At 58.7% G+C, this 15,644-nt stretch carries 13 protein-coding genes; 3 read left to right on the forward strand and 10 right to left on the reverse strand.

What is annotated here, in order from left to right; translation table 11 throughout:
* Nucleotides 1–65: 65 nt before the first annotated feature.
* From ACR0J2_RS01105 to acs, 7 genes are all read right to left on the reverse strand, one after another.
* Nucleotides 66–1,478: an exonuclease domain-containing protein gene (locus ACR0J2_RS01105; protein ID WP_170676717.1), complete on the reverse strand. Its 1,413-nt coding sequence runs from the start codon at nucleotides 1,476–1,478 to the stop codon at nucleotides 66–68.
* Nucleotides 1,479–1,480: 2 nt separating this feature from the next.
* Nucleotides 1,481–1,999 (reverse strand): hypothetical protein, encoded by a 519-nt coding sequence (locus ACR0J2_RS01110; protein WP_170616212.1) that lies wholly within the window; start codon nucleotides 1,997–1,999, stop codon nucleotides 1,481–1,483.
* 93 nt (nucleotides 2,000–2,092) lie between these two features.
* Nucleotides 2,093–3,916: a DUF294 nucleotidyltransferase-like domain-containing protein gene (locus ACR0J2_RS01115; RefSeq protein WP_480811439.1), complete on the reverse strand. Its 1,824-nt coding sequence runs from the start codon at nucleotides 3,914–3,916 to the stop codon at nucleotides 2,093–2,095.
* Nucleotides 3,917–4,024: 108 nt separating this feature from the next.
* Complete coding sequence (locus ACR0J2_RS01120; protein ID WP_480811440.1) at nucleotides 4,025–5,809, reverse strand: sodium:solute symporter family protein; 1,785 nt, start codon at nucleotides 5,807–5,809, stop codon at nucleotides 4,025–4,027.
* A 5-nt stretch (nucleotides 5,810–5,814) separates the two neighbouring features.
* On the reverse strand, nucleotides 5,815–6,099 hold the full coding sequence (locus tag ACR0J2_RS01125) for a DUF4212 domain-containing protein (RefSeq protein ID WP_170348424.1): 285 nt from the start codon (nucleotides 6,097–6,099) through the stop codon (nucleotides 5,815–5,817).
* Between the two features lie 186 nt (nucleotides 6,100–6,285).
* A complete protein-coding gene (locus ACR0J2_RS01130; RefSeq protein WP_170806195.1) occupies nucleotides 6,286–6,969 on the reverse strand; it encodes an adenylate kinase in 684 nt (227 codons plus the stop codon).
* Nucleotides 6,970–6,976: 7 nt separating this feature from the next.
* Nucleotides 6,977–8,941: an acetate--CoA ligase gene (acs, locus tag ACR0J2_RS01135; protein WP_480811441.1), complete on the reverse strand. Its 1,965-nt coding sequence runs from the start codon at nucleotides 8,939–8,941 to the stop codon at nucleotides 6,977–6,979.
* Between the two features lie 427 nt (nucleotides 8,942–9,368).
* Between acs and ACR0J2_RS01140 the strand changes: the two genes are divergently transcribed.
* Genes ACR0J2_RS01140 through ACR0J2_RS01150 form a run of 3 tightly spaced genes read left to right on the forward strand, consistent with a single transcriptional unit; the run spans nucleotide 9,369 to nucleotide 12,481 of the window.
* Nucleotides 9,369–10,385, forward strand: a complete 1,017-nt coding sequence (locus ACR0J2_RS01140) for a C4-dicarboxylate TRAP transporter substrate-binding protein (RefSeq protein WP_170616225.1) — start codon at nucleotides 9,369–9,371, stop codon at nucleotides 10,383–10,385.
* A gap of 59 nt (nucleotides 10,386–10,444) precedes the next feature.
* Nucleotides 10,445–11,074, forward strand: coding sequence for a TRAP transporter small permease subunit (locus tag ACR0J2_RS01145; protein ID WP_170806196.1), 630 nt, complete (start codon nucleotides 10,445–10,447; stop codon nucleotides 11,072–11,074).
* A 3-nt stretch (nucleotides 11,075–11,077) separates the two neighbouring features.
* Complete coding sequence (locus tag ACR0J2_RS01150) at nucleotides 11,078–12,481, forward strand: TRAP transporter large permease (RefSeq protein WP_480811442.1); 1,404 nt, start codon at nucleotides 11,078–11,080, stop codon at nucleotides 12,479–12,481.
* A 254-nt stretch (nucleotides 12,482–12,735) separates the two neighbouring features.
* On the opposite strand, the gene ACR0J2_RS01155 is transcribed toward ACR0J2_RS01150, so the two are convergent.
* From ACR0J2_RS01155 to rocF, 3 genes are read right to left on the reverse strand one after another with little or no spacing between them, the layout of a single operon-like run.
* The gene (locus ACR0J2_RS01155; protein WP_480811443.1) at nucleotides 12,736–13,779 is read right to left on the reverse strand and encodes an ornithine cyclodeaminase; all 1,044 of its coding nucleotides are present in this window, start codon (nucleotides 13,777–13,779) and stop codon (nucleotides 12,736–12,738) included.
* A 9-nt stretch (nucleotides 13,780–13,788) separates the two neighbouring features.
* Nucleotides 13,789–14,709 carry a citrulline utilization hydrolase CtlX gene (gene ctlX / locus ACR0J2_RS01160; protein ID WP_170806199.1) on the reverse strand — a complete coding sequence of 307 codons (921 nt, stop codon included), beginning with the start codon at nucleotides 14,707–14,709 and terminating at the stop codon, nucleotides 13,789–13,791.
* On the reverse strand, nucleotides 14,709–15,629 hold the full coding sequence (rocF, locus tag ACR0J2_RS01165) for an arginase (RefSeq protein ID WP_480526021.1): 921 nt from the start codon (nucleotides 15,627–15,629) through the stop codon (nucleotides 14,709–14,711). Before rocF ends, ctlX begins: the two co-directional genes overlap by 1 nt.
* Nucleotides 15,630–15,644: the final 15 nt, after the last annotated feature.

Raw genomic sequence — 15,644 nt, forward strand, 5'->3', positions numbered from 1 at the left:
CATCAGGTGCCATGAGCGGTCGGGTTTGTCCATGGAAAGGTGAAAATGGCGTGAATATTTACGCGTCAGTTCAGATCTTCGAGCAACCGCCCATGTTTGCGTGTCTCGACCAGAACATCGCCAAATGTCACCATCCCGCGTGCCCGAAGCATGGGCAGCATCTTGACCAGAGCCTCGGCCGTCGCGACGGCGTCGCCCAATGCCGTATGGCGCAGCGCCTCCGGGATTGTGATGTCCAGACGCTCGCATAGTGCATCCAGGGTGTGTGTGTCGCTGGCACCGAACAGCACAGCCGACAGCAGGACCGTGTCCAAAATCAGGTGGTTCCATTCCACACCCATGCGTTTCTCATGCCGGCGCATAAACGCCATATCGAACGGGGCGTTGTGGGCCACAATGACCGCATCATGAGCAAACTGATGAAAAACGCGCCCAGCCTGAGCTATGTCCGGTGCCCCCTGGACCATGTGGTCGCTGACCTTGTGCACCTTGGTCGAAGCCGGAGGGATCGGAATTCCGGGGTTGACCAGCAAATCCAGATGCTCACCTTCGACGATCCGGCCCTTGACCACCCGGACTGCGCCGATCTGCACAACTTCATCCTTGTGCGGCAGCAGGCCCGTGGTCTCGGTATCGAACACCACGAAACACAGGTCGGTCAGGGCGCGATGTTCGAATTCTACATCGGTGGCTCCGTCCAGCAGATCGAAATTGTAAACCAGCGGGCGGGCGGCCTCGGGCGGGATATTGGCGGCGCTGTCGTCGAAGATCAGCATATAGCCGGGCGCATGGCCCAGGGGTTTCATACGCGCGGCATAGCTTTGGTTGCCATCAATGCTGGTCAGCGTACATGCGACCTCGAGCCCGGTCTTGCACATCTTCTCATACGCCGCTGTCAGCGGGTTCGGCTGCAGATACTCGAAAAGAGAGGCGTTCAGCCTAGGATGGGAAATCTGGGCCAAAACCTCGGCGGCCTGCGCGTCGTAGAGAACGATTTTATGGGTCGGACCAGCCAGCAGCATTGCCACCGGAATTTCCGTCAACAGCGCCGTAAGCTTCCGCTTTTCAGCCGCGAGATGAGCAGTTTCCGCAGCGACGGCTTCGGCGATATCAAGGGTCTTGTCAGTGAGCCGATCCGCAAGCCCTGCCGCTGCCGGGGCCAAATCCCCCAAATACCGCGCGGCCTGAAGGTCAAGGTCGCTGCTGACACCGGCATGCGCACGGGCGCGCAGTTCAGCCGACAAGCGCTCGATCGGTTTCGCGACATTGTCGTCAAACAACAGCCAGACGCCGACACTTAGCGCCAAAAGGCCAAAGGCGATAAGAATACCGGCAAAAACAAACGCATTGGCCAGGTCCGGGTTGCCCGTTCGTGCGTATCCGACCCACAGGGCTGCAATGCAGACGGTCAATCCGCCAAGTGCCAGCAGACAGAAGAACAGGAATACTCTCAGGCGCAGGCTCAGCCGGGTCAGCATGATCAGACCTCGCAGGTGGCTTCTATGACCGGGTCTCCGGAACCCGCCGCGATCCAGGTGGCATTCAGCAGCCGTCCGTCATCGGCGAATTCTGCACCGTCTGCCAGGTTGGCGCGGCTGTTTTCGGCGCAATTGACTGCAACGGGCAGTTTCGAAACCGGGGCCCAGCGACCGAAGAAGTATAAATCCACCAGGCGTTGCTCGGGAACCTGCGCGTTGGTGCGTACCGATACGGTATCGATCGCGGCAAAACGATCCACGAAGGGCACGGCATAGGTCCAAGGTCGATAGAAGGCGCGGCTTTCGACCTCCTGCACGATCTCCATTCCTTCAGGCAAGGTTTCAAGCTGGCGCCCATACCACGAATATTCGCTGGCGATGGTCACTCCGATCATCCCGGCACCGGCGGCAACCGGCGCGGTCCAGCGGGGCAGACGGCCACCGGAAAGCTTGTTCAACAGCATTGCGATGCCTGCAAAAGCAAAACCTGCAAAAACCGTACCGATCAATTCAAGAAACATGGCTAACCTTTCTGACTCAGGCGCGTCTCGCCTCTTCTTCTTGTTCCAAATACGGTCGCCGAAAGCGATCCCATCGTACTCGTCAAACTACACTTAACCCAACATGCCCTTGCCGTGGCCTACCGCCGACTGCATCGTTTTTACCACGACAAAGGCATCGCGCAGATGACTTCGCTCAAAGTCGGACAAATCCGACGGGGGCAGGTAATTGTCGGGATCTTTCGCAGCCTTGATCTGCCGAACCTGATGTTCAAGCCGGGTTTCGGCAATCAGATCGTAGGCGTCCAGCAGATCCCGCGCGCCAGCGGGGCTCAGCACGCCGCCGGCCTCGGCGGCTTTCAGGCGTGCACGTGTGTTGGCTTCGGTGAATTGCCCCTGCAGACTGTAAATCCGGGCCAGATCCACCACAGGCACGACGCCGTTATGTTTCAGATCCAGCGTGTTTCGATGCTCGCCCGAACGGATCGTCGCAAAGCCGCGGAGCAGGCCCAATGGTGGCGTGTGCTTGAGCGAGTTGGAAATCATGTGGGCGACAAAGATTGAATTTGCGCTGGCCGCGCCGAGCGTATCTGCCTGAAGATCCGAGAACAGCTCGAACGCGCCGCCGATGGGGCGCAGGTCGAACATAACCGAGGCCAACATCTGTGCCTCGGGGTTGGGTTTGGCGATCCAGCCCTTGAAATAGTCGCGCCAGACGCGGACCGGCTGACACCAGCGCGGGTTGGTGGCCATCATGTCGCCGGGGCAATAGAAATACCCGCAGGTGTCCAGCCCGTCCGAAACAAATTTGGCCAGATCAGCAAAATAGGGCATCTGGGCGTCCGTCACCTTATCGTCCAGCATCAGGCAGTTGTCCTGATCCGAAACACCTGTCTGTTCCTGCCGCCCTTGCGAACCGCACGCCAGCCACAAATAGGGAACTGGCGGTGGTCCAAATTTGTCTTCGGCCAATACCAGCAAGCGCCGGGTGGCAGTATCGGCAATGTCGGTGATCAGACGGGTCACGATCTCGTGCCGGTTCCCTCCGGCCACCAACTGCACCAGCAACTGAGGGATTTCAGCCGTTACCAGCGCCATCTCCTCGGCGGATTGGGCGCGGGCGATCCGACGCACGAGTTCGGCGGAATTGACGGCCTGATAATGGGTCAGGTCTGTTTGCGTGACGATGCCGACAAGACGTCCGCCTTCGGAAATGGGGATGTGGCCGATGCCGCGCTCCATCATGACATGCAGAACGTCTGATCCTATGTCCGAAGGCGAAAGTGTGACCGGATTTACCGTCATGATCGACGAAACCGGCGTTGCTGCGGGCATTCCGTCTGCCACGAACTTGCTTGCAATGTCCCTCAGCGTGGCAATGCCCAGAAGGGTCCCGCCTTCGGATACGCAAAGCGACGAGATATGCCTTTCTCGCATCAACTGCGCTGCCTTTTGAACCGGGGTGGAAGGTGGGCAAGTCGCAGGATCGCGTGCCATCAAAACGTCAATGGCGGTGGTTGCCAGACTTTGCGGAGTGGAGCGGTTGCCCCGGGTTCGGTTGAAAAACCTCGAGACCACATCATGATCGTCGATCAGTTGGCGCACCAGGGCGGGCGGCAGCAGAATCAGAACAGACGGCGTGTCCGCGCGCGCATGCGTTGCTGCCTTGCCGTCTTTCAGCAGCCCCCGCTCGCCGAAGGAGTTACGTAGACCAAGGTGGGATACGACCGCGCCGTTTTCATCCGTGATTTCGACCTGTCCTTCGTAGATTACGAAAACACCGGGCAGGGGGCCGCCCAACTCGTAAACCGGGCTATTCGCTTCGACCTCGTGAACCTCGATCTGCCGGGCAACGGCGTTCAGCGTATCCGAGGGCAGGGCGTCATAGGGGTGGACGGATTTCAGAAACCGGGTGATCTCATCATGGGACAGAGGCATAGGGTCGTCCTTGGCTTCTGAATGAAAAGCCCCGCCCGGTGGAATGCCGGGCGGGTACAGTGGATCGAAAGATGTGGTCAGCCATGGAGGGTACCGACCACATCAGGCTCACTTGTTCTGAGCTGCGCCCGCACCACGGGGAATGCGCACGCTTTCGACCAATTCGACGATCTCCGGCGGAGTCTCTTTGGTAATACCGGCGACGACGTAGGCAACGCCGAAGTTGATCATTGCACCAATGGCACCGAACGAAGTCGACTTGATCGGACCCAGAAGCGGGTCAGCATCGGTGAACGAGTTGGTGTCCGGAATGAACAGCCAGCCCTTGTGCAGGAAGATGTAGACCAAGGTCACGGTCAGACCTGCCAGCATACCAGCAACTGCGCCAGTGTTGTTGATGCGGGTCGAGAAGATCCCCATCATCAGTGCCGGGAAGATCGAGGCCGCCGCCAGACCGAAGGCAAGCGCCACGGTTTGCGCCGCAAAGCCCGGCGGGTTCAGACCCAGGTAGGTTGCAACGACGATGGCCACGGCCATGGCGATACGAGCCGCCAGCAGTTCTCCTTTTTCAGAGATCTGCGGGTTGATCGCACCTTTGACAAGGTCGTGGGACACCGCCGACGAGATCGCCAGCAGCAGACCCGCAGCGGTCGACAGGGCAGCCGCAAGACCACCGGCCGCGACCAGACCGATCACCCAACCCGGCAGGTTGGCGATTTCGGGGTTGGCCAGAACCAGGATGTCGCGGTTGAACTTGGTCAGTTCGTTACCAACCCAGCCTTTTTCTTCCGCAATGGCCTGCATGTCGGCATTCGCGTCATTGTAGTACTGGATTTTGCCGTCGCCGTTCTTGTCTTCCCAGTCCAGCAGACCGGTTTTCTGCCATGTCTGCATCCAATCGTAACGTGGATCGGTGTCGATGTCTTCAACCGAAACAGCGCCACCTTCGATGCCACCGTTGGGCCACATCATGTCGGTGATGTTCAGTCGCGCCATTGCGCCAACCGCAGGGGCAGTCAGGTACAGCAGAGCGATGAAGACCAGCGTCCAGCCAGCCGACCAGCGGGCGTCAGACACTTTCGGCACGGTGAAGAAGCGCATGATCACGTGCGGCAGACCTGCGGTGCCGATCATCAGCGACAGTGTAAACAGTACCATGTTCAGCGTGTTCGAGTGGTGGGCGGTATATTCGTTGAAGCCCAACTCGGTCACGATCGCGTCCAGCTTGCTCAGCAGAGGCTCTCCGCCTGCGGTGTCGCCGAACAGTCCCAGCGCCGGGATCGGAGTGCCGGTCAGCTGCAGCGAGATGAAGATCGCCGGGATCGTGTAGGCGGTGATCAGCACGCAGTACTGAGCGACCTGAGTGTAGGTCACACCTTTCATCCCACCGAAAACTGCGTAGGCAAACACGACACAGGCACCGATCAGCAGACCGGATGTGTTCGACACTTCTAGGAAGCGGCCGAAGGCCACGCCAACGCCGGTCATCTGGCCGATAACATAGGTCACCGAAGCCACGATCAGACAGATCACCGCAACGATACGGGCGGTCTGGCTGTAGAAGCGGTCCCCGATGAATTCCGATACGGTGAACTTGCCGAACTTACGCAGGTAAGGTGCAAGCAGCAGTGCCAGCAGCACGTAGCCACCGGTCCAACCCATCAGGAAGGTCGAGTTGTCATAGCCGGTAAAGGCAATCAGACCCGCCATCGAGATGAACGAGGCCGCGGACATCCAGTCCGCCGCTGTCGCCATACCGTTGGTGACCGGGTGAACGCCGCGACCGGCGGCGTAGAATTCGGATGTGGATCCCGCACGGGCCCAGATCGCGATGCCGATGTACAGTGCGAACGACGCGCCGACAAACAGCAGGTTGATGGTAAACTGGTCCATGGGGGTTACTCCTCATCCACGCCGTATTCGGCGTCCAGCTTGTTCATGCGCCAGGCGTAGTTGAAGATCAGCACCAGAAAGACCAGAATCGATCCCTGCTGAGCGAACCAAAAGCCCAGGTCGGTGCCGCCAACAGCGATACCCGACAGCAGCGGACGCAGCAGAATGCCGAATCCGAAAGACACCAGCGCCCAGATCACGAGGCTGATGTAGATGAGGCGCAGGTTGGCCTGCCAATAGCCCTTATCGGCCTCGGCAGCCTGCGCGGAGTTTGTAGATTGATCCGCCATCGCGGGTTCCTCCTTCGCTTCGTCGTTGAGCGGCCCCTTGCCCAACTCCTCCAGTGCGTTGGGCCGCCTCTCGAATGCGCCGAACGCCGGGTGGCGTTTGGCAAAACTCCTCCGGTCCGCCAAGGCGGGTCCGTTGAAGTATTCTTTTGTTGGATCAGAGCCCCAAATTGGGCTTCACTTATCCCCTTAACTCATCGCGTCGCCGACGATCTGTTCCAGATCACTGGCGATGTCTTCGATCCGGCCCATGGCGTTGGTCCGTTTCAAAACCTCATGACTTTCGTAGTAGTCGATCAGCGGAGCGGTCTGTGCATGGTAGGCTTCCAGCCGGGACGCAACGGTTACCGCATTATCATCGGCGCGGCGCTTGAACTCCGTGTGACCGCATTTGTCACATTTTCCTTCGACCGCCGGTTTCTTGAACTGATCGTGGTACCCCTCACCGCAGCCAGCACAGGTATAGCGGCCCGAGATGCGGGTGATCATCTCGGCATCCTCCACCTCAAGGCTGATCGCAGCGCTGATCTTCTGACTGTTTTCGGCCAACAGTCCATCCAACGCTTCGGCCTGAACCGTAGTCCGCGGGAATCCGTCCAGAATGACACCCTTGGCGCAATCCGGTTCCGCCATCCGGTCGCGCAGGATGGCTATGACGATCTCGTCACTGACAAGATCGCCGGCTTCCATCACGGCCTTCGCGGCCTTGCCTGCCTCGGTTCCGGCAGCAACGGCGGCCCGAAGCAGATCGCCGGTGCTCAGTTGAACCAGCCCGAACTTTTCTTCAAGCATGCGGGCCTGTGTGCCCTTCCCGGCGCCCGGAGGGCCGAGAAGGATCAGAACGGCGGGTGTGGTGATCGTGGCAGCGTCCATCACATCCTCACTTGTTCGCACGGTTTTTGATCAGGTCTTCGACGACCGACGGATCAGCCAGTGTCGAAGTATCACCCAAGCTGCCAAAGTCGTTTTCGGCAATCTTGCGCAGGATACGGCGCATGATCTTGCCCGAGCGTGTCTTGGGCAGGCCAGGCGCCCACTGGATCACATCCGGGCTGGCGATCGGGCCAATTTCGGTCCGGACCCAGGTGCGCAGTTCTTTCAGCAGTTCGTCGCTGGGCTCACGATCATTCATCAGGGTGACGTAGCAATAGATGCCTTGCCCCTTGATCTCATGGGGGTAGCCCACAACGGCGGCTTCGGCGACGGCGGCATGCGCAACCAGTGCGCTTTCCACCTCGGCCGTGCCCATACGGTGCCCGGATACGTTGATCACATCGTCAACGCGACCAGTGATCCAGTAATCGCCATCCTCATCACGGCGGCAGCCGTCACCGGTGAAGTAATAGCCCTTGTAGTCCGAGAAATAGGTCTTTTCGAACCGCTCATGATCGCCCCAGACGGTGCGCATCTGGCCCGGCCAGCTGTCCTTGATGCACAGAACGCCTTCGACCCCATTGCCCTCAATCTCAACACCGGATTGCGGGTCCAGAACCACCGGCACAATGCCGAAGAACGGTTTCATGGCCGAGCCGGGTTTCATCGCGTGTGCGCCGGGCAGGGGGGTCATCAAGTGGCCGCCGGTTTCGGTCTGCCACCAGGTATCAACGATAGGGCATTTCCCTTTGCCGACAACTTCGTTGTACCAGTTCCAGGCTTCGGGGTTGATGGGCTCGCCCACTGTGCCCAGAACGCGCAGGTCGCTCAGGTCACATTTGTCGACGAATTCATTGCCTTGTCCCATCAGGGCACGGATTGCGGTCGGCGCGGTGTAGAACTGGTTCACCTTGTGCTTTTCGCAGACCTGCCAGAACCGCGAGGCGTCCGGAAATGTCGGCACACCCTCGAACATCAGCGTGGTCGCTCCGTTGGCCAGTGGGCCGTAGACGATATAGCTGTGGCCCGTGACCCAACCCACGTCTGCAGTGCACCAGTACACGTCACCATCGTGATAATCGAAAGTGATCTCATGCGTCATGGCTGCATAGACCAGATAGCCGCCGGTGGTATGCACCACGCCTTTGGGCTGACCGGTTGAGCCAGAGGTATAAAGGATGAACAGCGGGTCTTCCGCGCTCATCTCGGCGGGCGCGCAGTAGTCATCCGCTTCAAGCGCCATTTCGTTGTAGTCGTGGTCACGTCCGTCCACCCATGTGGTTTGGCCACCGGTCCGCTTGACCACCAGACATTTCACGGTGTCCTTGCAGTGCAGCAAAGCCGCATCGGCATTCGATTTCAGTGGCGTCTTGCGGCCACCGCGCGGGGCTTCGTCGGCAGTGATCAGGACCTTGGCGTCGCAGCCATTGACCCGCGCTGCCAGGGCGTCCGGGGAAAAACCTGCGAAAACAATCGAATGGATCGCCCCAATCCGGGCGCAGGCCAGCATGGCATAGGCGGCTTCGGGGATCATCGGCAGATAGATCACGACCCGGTCGCCCTTGCGCACGCCCATTGATTCCAGAATGTTGGCCATCCAGCAGGTGCGGCGGTGCAACTCGGCATAGGTGATGTGCTGCGCTGCGTCGTTTGGATCATCCGGCTCCCAAATGATCGCGGTTTGATCGCCGCGTGTCGCCAGGTGACGGTCCAGACAGTTTGCCGAAACATTCAGCGTGCCATCGGCATACCAGTTGATCTTCACCGAGCCCAAGCTGTAGTCCACATCCTTGACCTGAGTATAAGGCTTGATCCAGTCGACGCGCTTGCCCTGTTCATCCCAGAAGACATCAGGATCACTGACAGAGGCTTCATACATTGCCGCGTATTTGTCAGCATCGATATGCGCACGGGACACGATTTCTGCGGATGGCGGATATGTTTTGGCATCTGCCTGGGCAGCGGTTGTCATACTGAGGCTCCTCCCTCTAGGACTGGATATTGATGAACCGATTTTGCCCGTCAAACAGGCAATGTCGACCCGTTTCCTCCCGATTGCGAATATACGGGGTTCTGAAAACAAATAAATAAATTGCCGTAGTTCCACGATTTGTTTGTAAACAAATTTCGCTATCTGGTTAAAAAATGTAAAAAAATATGAAAAAGATAAAAAAAATGTAAAAATAACAATGCCTACCGTGTAACTGTTTTCGAACTGCAGTTTTCCGAAATTTCCCGGATGCCTTTTGGATTCCCAATTCTTCTTTCGATTGTACCGGCAGGTCGCGCCCTGAAGGCGGCAACTCATCAGCGTCTGCGGGGTTGGCACATCCGGATGTTGGCGCTAGCTTTATGTCCAAGCGCTCTGACCAAGGGGCGCATCACAGGGAGAGATCACTATGAACAGGATGTTAAGCGCCGCCGCCGTCGCGGCCATTGGCGTGGCCTTTGCAGGCGAAGCCGTTGCGACCGAATGGAACGCCTCGGTCTGGGGCAAGCGCCGCGCATTTACAGAGCATGTTGAAAAGCTGTCCGAACTGGTTGCCGAAAAGACCGGCGGCGAGTTCACAATCAACGTCAGCTATGGCGGTTTGTCAAAACCCAGGGAAAACCTGGATGGGATCGAGATCGGCGCATTTGAAATGGCGCAGTTCTGTGCGGGCTACCATAGGGACAAGAACCGGGCGATCACCGTTCTCGAACTTCCGTTTCTGGGCGTGAACAATCTGGACGAGGAAGTGGCGGTCAGCCACGCGGTTTATGACCACCCGGCCGTCAAAGAAGAAATGGCACAGTGGAACGCCCGGATCATCATGACGTCGCCCATGCCGCAGTATAACCTTGTCGGCACGGGCGAGCCGCGCGACACTCTTGCCGCTTTTGATGGTATGCGCGTGCGCGCGACCGGTGGGTTGGGCAAAGCGTTTGAAGCCGTAGGGGGCGTGCCAACATCAGTGCCCGCCACCGAAGCGTTCAACGCGATGGAATCCGGCGTTGTCGATACTGTGGCATTTGCCCAGCACGCCCACCTGTCCTTCGGCACCATCAACGAAGCCGACTGGTGGACGGCCAACCTGAACCCTGGCACCGTAAACTGCCCGGTCGTGGTGAACATCGACGCCTATGAGGCGCTTCCGGCAGAACATCGCGAAGCACTGGACAGTTCGATTGACGAGGCGATCGATCATTATCTGGCCAATTACGGGGCCCTGCTAGAAAAGTGGGACGGTGTTCTTGAGGAAAAAGGCGTTCAGAAAGTTATGATTGACGATGCCGTCCTTCAGGAGTTCCGCGCCAAGGCGGCCGATCCGATCCGCGAACAGTGGATTGCCGACATGACCGACCAGGGTCTGCCTGCGCAGGACCTGTACGATCTTGTTCAGTCGACACTGCAGCAGCAACGCGGCGGAAACTGATGTTATGAACCGGATGCCACCGGGCGTCCGGTTCTCTTCAACCACAAGGAAAAAGCAGGATGGCGGGACAGGCCACCGTGCTGGAGGATGGCAGCCGTCTCAGCCGTCTGGACCAGCATCTTCTTCGGGCAGAAAGACTGCTGGCCCTGATCAGCGGTCTGGCGGTTTTCTCACTGATGGTTCTTGCCGTTGTGTCGGTGAGCGGCCGGAATGCGCTTAACGCGCCATTGCCGGGCTATGTCGACTGGATTGAACAGGCGATGCCACTGATCGCATTCCTGGGCGTTTCCTACGTGCAGCGAGATGGCGGGCATATTCGCATGGACATCGTCATCGCGCGTCTTCGCGGCCGGGCGCTTTGGTTCTTCGAGATGATTTCCGTCGTCTTGATCCTCGTCCTGATGATGGCCCTTGTCTGGGGCAGCTGGTCCCATTTCGAGCGGTCGTTCGATTTTGCCGCGCCGATGTGGAGCAGGGACAGTTCCATCGACATTGGTATCCCTCTGTGGCCGGCCAAACTGTTGGCTCCGGTGGCGTTCTCCGTTCTGTGCCTGCGTCTAGTTTTGCAGATCTGGGGATATGGGCGCGCGTTTGTTCTGGGGCTGGATCACCCGGTCGCTGTGCCTCTTATCCAGGACGCGGCCGCACAAGCAGCTGCCGAGGCCGATCAGTTCGAAGGACAAGGCTGACTCATGGACACGATTGAAATCGGATTGTGGGTCACAGGCGGCCTTCTGTTTTTGGTGGTCACAGGAATGCGCGTCGCCTTTGCGGCGGGGCTGGCAGGGCTTGTTGGGCTGGTATGGATTTTCTGGGCCAAGTTCGGATATGACCCCGACCGCTTTGGCAAGGCGCTAACGGTGGCAGTGAAAACGGCCGGACAGGTGCCGCATTCCAAGGTGGCCTCGCACACGCTCAGCCTGATCCCGACATTCATACTCATCGGCTATCTGGCCTACTATGCCGGGCTGACCCGCGCCTTGTTCGAGGCGGCAAAACGCTGGATTGCCTGGGTTCCGGGTGGCTTGGCGGTGTCGACCGTGTTTGCCACCGCAGGCTTTGCCGCCGTTTCGGGCGCGTCTGTCGCCACGTCTGCCGTATTCGCCCGGGTCGCAATCCCCGAGATGCTGGAGGTCGGGTACAACAAGCGATTTGCAGCAGGCGTTGTCGCCGCCGGCGGGACATTGGCTTCCTTGATCCCACCGTCCGCCATCCTTGTGATCTATGCGATCATCGTTGAACAGGACGTTGGCAAGCTTTTGCTGGCCGGGTTTATTCCCGGCGCGTTCTCAGCGGTCATCTATGGGGGCCTGATTGTCGGTATCGCCGTTGTGTTCAAATCAGTCGGCCCGCCGGTAACAGGCTTTACCTGGAAGCAGCGTTTCGCATCGCTGCCCGGGGCAATGCCAATCGTCGCGGTGATCCTGATCATTATCTGTTTTGTCTACAACCCATTTGGCGAAAAAGCCTGGGGCACGCCGACCGAGGGTGGGGCAATCGGAGCCTTTATCGTGTTCTGCTTTGCCCTTTATCACGGCATGCGCTGGGGTGAATTGAAGTCGGCGCTGCTGGAAACCGCCAAGCTGACGGCGATGATTTTTTCGATCATCTGGGGCGTTCTGATCTACGTCCGTTTTCTGGGTTTCGCCGATCTACCCGGAGCGTTCTCCGACTGGATCACGTCGCTTGAATTGTCGCCCATGCTGATCCTGATCTGCATCCTGTTGGCCTATGCCGTGCTTGGCATGTTCATGGACGCGATCGGCATGCTGTTGTTGACATTGCCTGTTGTATACCCTGCGGTAATGGCACTGAACGGCGGCGAAGCTGTCAGCGCTGCCGAGAGTGCTTTTGGAATGTCCGGCCCGATGTGTGCGATCTGGTTTGGAATTCTGGTGGTCAAAATGGCCGAATTTTGCCTGATCACGCCGCCAATCGGGCTGAATTGCTTTGTTGTGGCGGGGGTGCGTCCTGATCTCAGTGTTCAGGATGTCTTCAAAGGCGTGACACCGTTTTTTGTGGCCGACGCCTTAACCATCGCTCTGCTTGTGGCCTTTCCGGGTATCGTACTCTATCTGCCGTCCCTGGCTGGTTGACCTGGGTTTTTGCGAGGCTCTGCCTCGCGCTCCGGGATATTTTTGGCCAGATGAAGTAACGGATCTTTAATCAAATTGTCGGATACGGGATTGGCGGTACAGGCAGGGATGCCGATGACCGCGCCAGGTGAAGCTCTCCGGACCAATGGTCGGAGAGCGGATCCCTTGTTCATCTGGCCAAAAATATCCCGGGGGAGTCGCCCGAAGGGCGGCGGGGGCAGAGCCCCCTTGACCATTGAAATTCCCAGCTGGTTTCAGGTTTCGGCGCGCATCAACATGCCATAGAGGTCACGTGGATCGTCGGGGTCTGCCAGCATGTCCAGAGGCTCGAAGAAGTCTGTCCCTTCGATGGCGCGTTTGATGTAACGAAGGGCGGAAAAATCCTCGATCGCAAAACCGACACTGTCGAAAAGTGTAATCGCCCGTTCATCCGTGCGCCCCTTGGCCTGGCCTGTCATCACCTGCCAGATTTCAGTCACGGGGTGGTCTGAGTCCAGGGCCTGAACTTCGCCTTCGACCCGCGTTTGTTCGGGGTATTCAACAAATATCTCCGAACGCAGCAGGATGTCCTTGTGCAACTCGGTCTTGCCCGGGCAATCACCGCCGATTGCGTTTATGTGAACGCCGGGACCGACCATGTTGTCCGTCAGAATCGTGGCGTATTTCTTGTCGGCTGTGCACGTCGTGATGATCTGAGCGCCTTCGATGGCGTCTTCTGCCGTTTTGCAGGAAACAACAGTCAGACCCTTGCCTTGCAGGTTTGCCGCGCATTTGGCCGTTGCATTCGCGTCGGTGTCATACAGCCGCACAGTGTCGATGCCGCACATTGCCTTAAACGCCAGGCACTGGAACTCGGATTGAGCGCCATTGCCGATCATGGCCATCGTCGTTGCGGATTTCGGTGCCAGATAGCTGCCGACCAAGGCAGAGGTTGCTGCCGTTCTCAGGGCCGTCAGCATGGTCATTTCAGTCAAGAGGGTGGGATAGCCCGTGTAGACATCCGCCAGCAACCCGAACGCGGTCACGGTCTGCAGACCCTCGGACGTGTTTTTTGGATGCCCGTTCACATACTTGAAACCGTATGCCTCACCATCCGAAGTTGGCATCAATTCAATCACGCCATGGGGGGAATGGGCGGGGATTCGGGGCGTTTTGTCGAAGCTTTCCCATCGCTTGAAATCAGATTCGATCTGCGCGGCAATCTGCGTGATCATCTTTTCAAGGCCGATATGATGGACGAGGCGCATCATGTTGTCGACGGAAACAAAGGGCACAAGCGCCTTGTCAGAAGGTTGCATCGGGGTCTCCTATCGGCGGGACAGGTGAATGCCTGCGATCATGCAGCGCACGGATCCACCCGCTGTTTCAATTGTGGGAACCGAAAGCGGCAGTGGTTTTGCACTGGCTTCGATTATGGAAATCTGTTCGGGCGTCAGCGCTTCCAGCGCCCGGCTGGACAAAGCCAGGACCAGACCGTCTTGGCCAGCCAGCTCAATGGCGTTGCCCGCGAATTCCGCGATCTGATCGTGGGTCAGGTCGATGACTGCACGACCGGTTTCCTCCAGCCTGGCTTTGACTGTCGCGCGTCGCTCGGGGTCGGTGATCATGTCCAGGCAGATCAGCGCGTATTCGGTGCCGATACCCATCAGAACGTTGGTGTGATAGACATCGCGCCCTTGGGCATCTTTCGCTTCGAAAACGATAGGCTCATAGTTGAAGTGAGTGCAGAACCGTTCGAGCAGAACGGGGTCTGCGCGGTTTGATTTTACCGTGTAAGCAACCCGACCAATGTGATCCAGGACCATCGCGCCGGTGCCTTCCAGCGCCAGCTTGTCCTGTTCCAGTCCGGAATAGTCGATCACGTCCTGAACCCGGTATTCCTGTTTCAGCATCTCGATGACGTCGGAACGGCGTTCGCGCCGCCTTGAGGGAACGTACATCGGATAGATCGCGACATGCCCACCGGGATGGGTCGAAAACCAGTTGTTCGGGAACACACTGTCGGGTGTGTCCAGTTCTCCGTGATCGTCAAAGACGTGAACCCTGACACCTGCGGCCCGCAGTTGCGCGACTGCCTGATCATGTTCATCGCGCGCCGCAGATGAGGTTGCGGTCGCCGAACGGCTGGCAAGTGTCTGGAACGCATTGTCCCCGTGCGTTTCCGGGTTCGAGGCAAATGCATGCGGCCGGATCATCACGACGGCCGAAGGGGCTTGAAGCGACTGCATCAGAAACTCCGGGTTGGACGATCGAAGATGCGGCGACCGAGTAACGAGGCGGCCAGATCGACCATAAGTTTTGCGGTTCGGCCGCGTTCATCCAGAAACGGGTTCAACTCCACCAGATCCAGTGAGCGGACGAGGCCGCTTTCATGCAGTAGTTCCATCACCAGATGCGCTTCCCGTTCGGTCGCGCCGCCGGGAACGGTGGTGCCCACGGCAGGTGCGATGGCGGGGTCAAGAAAGTCGACGTCCAGCGAGACGTGCAGGATACCGTTTTCTGCGCGGACGCGGTCTAGAAAGGCCATCAGCGGTGCTTTGATGCCATTTTCGTCAATGCTGCGCATATCGGCCAGCATGGCGCGGTCCTGTTCCAGCGCGGCCCGTTCCGCCGGATCGACCGAGCGCAGGCCGATCATGCCGACACGGTTGGTGGGCACAGGTGCCGTGAGTGGCGGAAAAGCGTCAAACCCCTGGCGACCGGTGAAATAGGCGACCGGGGTGCCGTGCAAATTGCCGCTGCCGGTGCTGTCGGGCGTGTGAAAGTCGCTATGGGCATCCAGCCACAGAACAAAGAGGGGCTGTCCGATGCTGTGCGCGTGGGTTGCCATTCCTGCGACCGTACCCATCGAAAGCGCGTGATCACCCCCCATGAAGATGGGCAAACCTTGGCGGGCGCTTTCTTGCGCCGCACGGCCCAGCGCCTGGGTCCAACCGACACATTCGGGCAAGGCGAACAGGTGAGGATGCTCGGCGGTTGCGACGTCGTCCGGGCGGACATCACCGAGGTCCGACACGTTGTGGCCCAGATCCAACAGGGCCTTCTGCAAACCCGCGACGCGATAGGCATCAGGACCCATGCGGCATCCCTGCCGACGTTTTCCGGCGTCCATTGGGGCGCCGACAAGTATTATGTTTTCATTAGCCATGTGTTTGTCTAACCT

The organism is Ruegeria sp. CG4, from assembly GCF_056537185.1.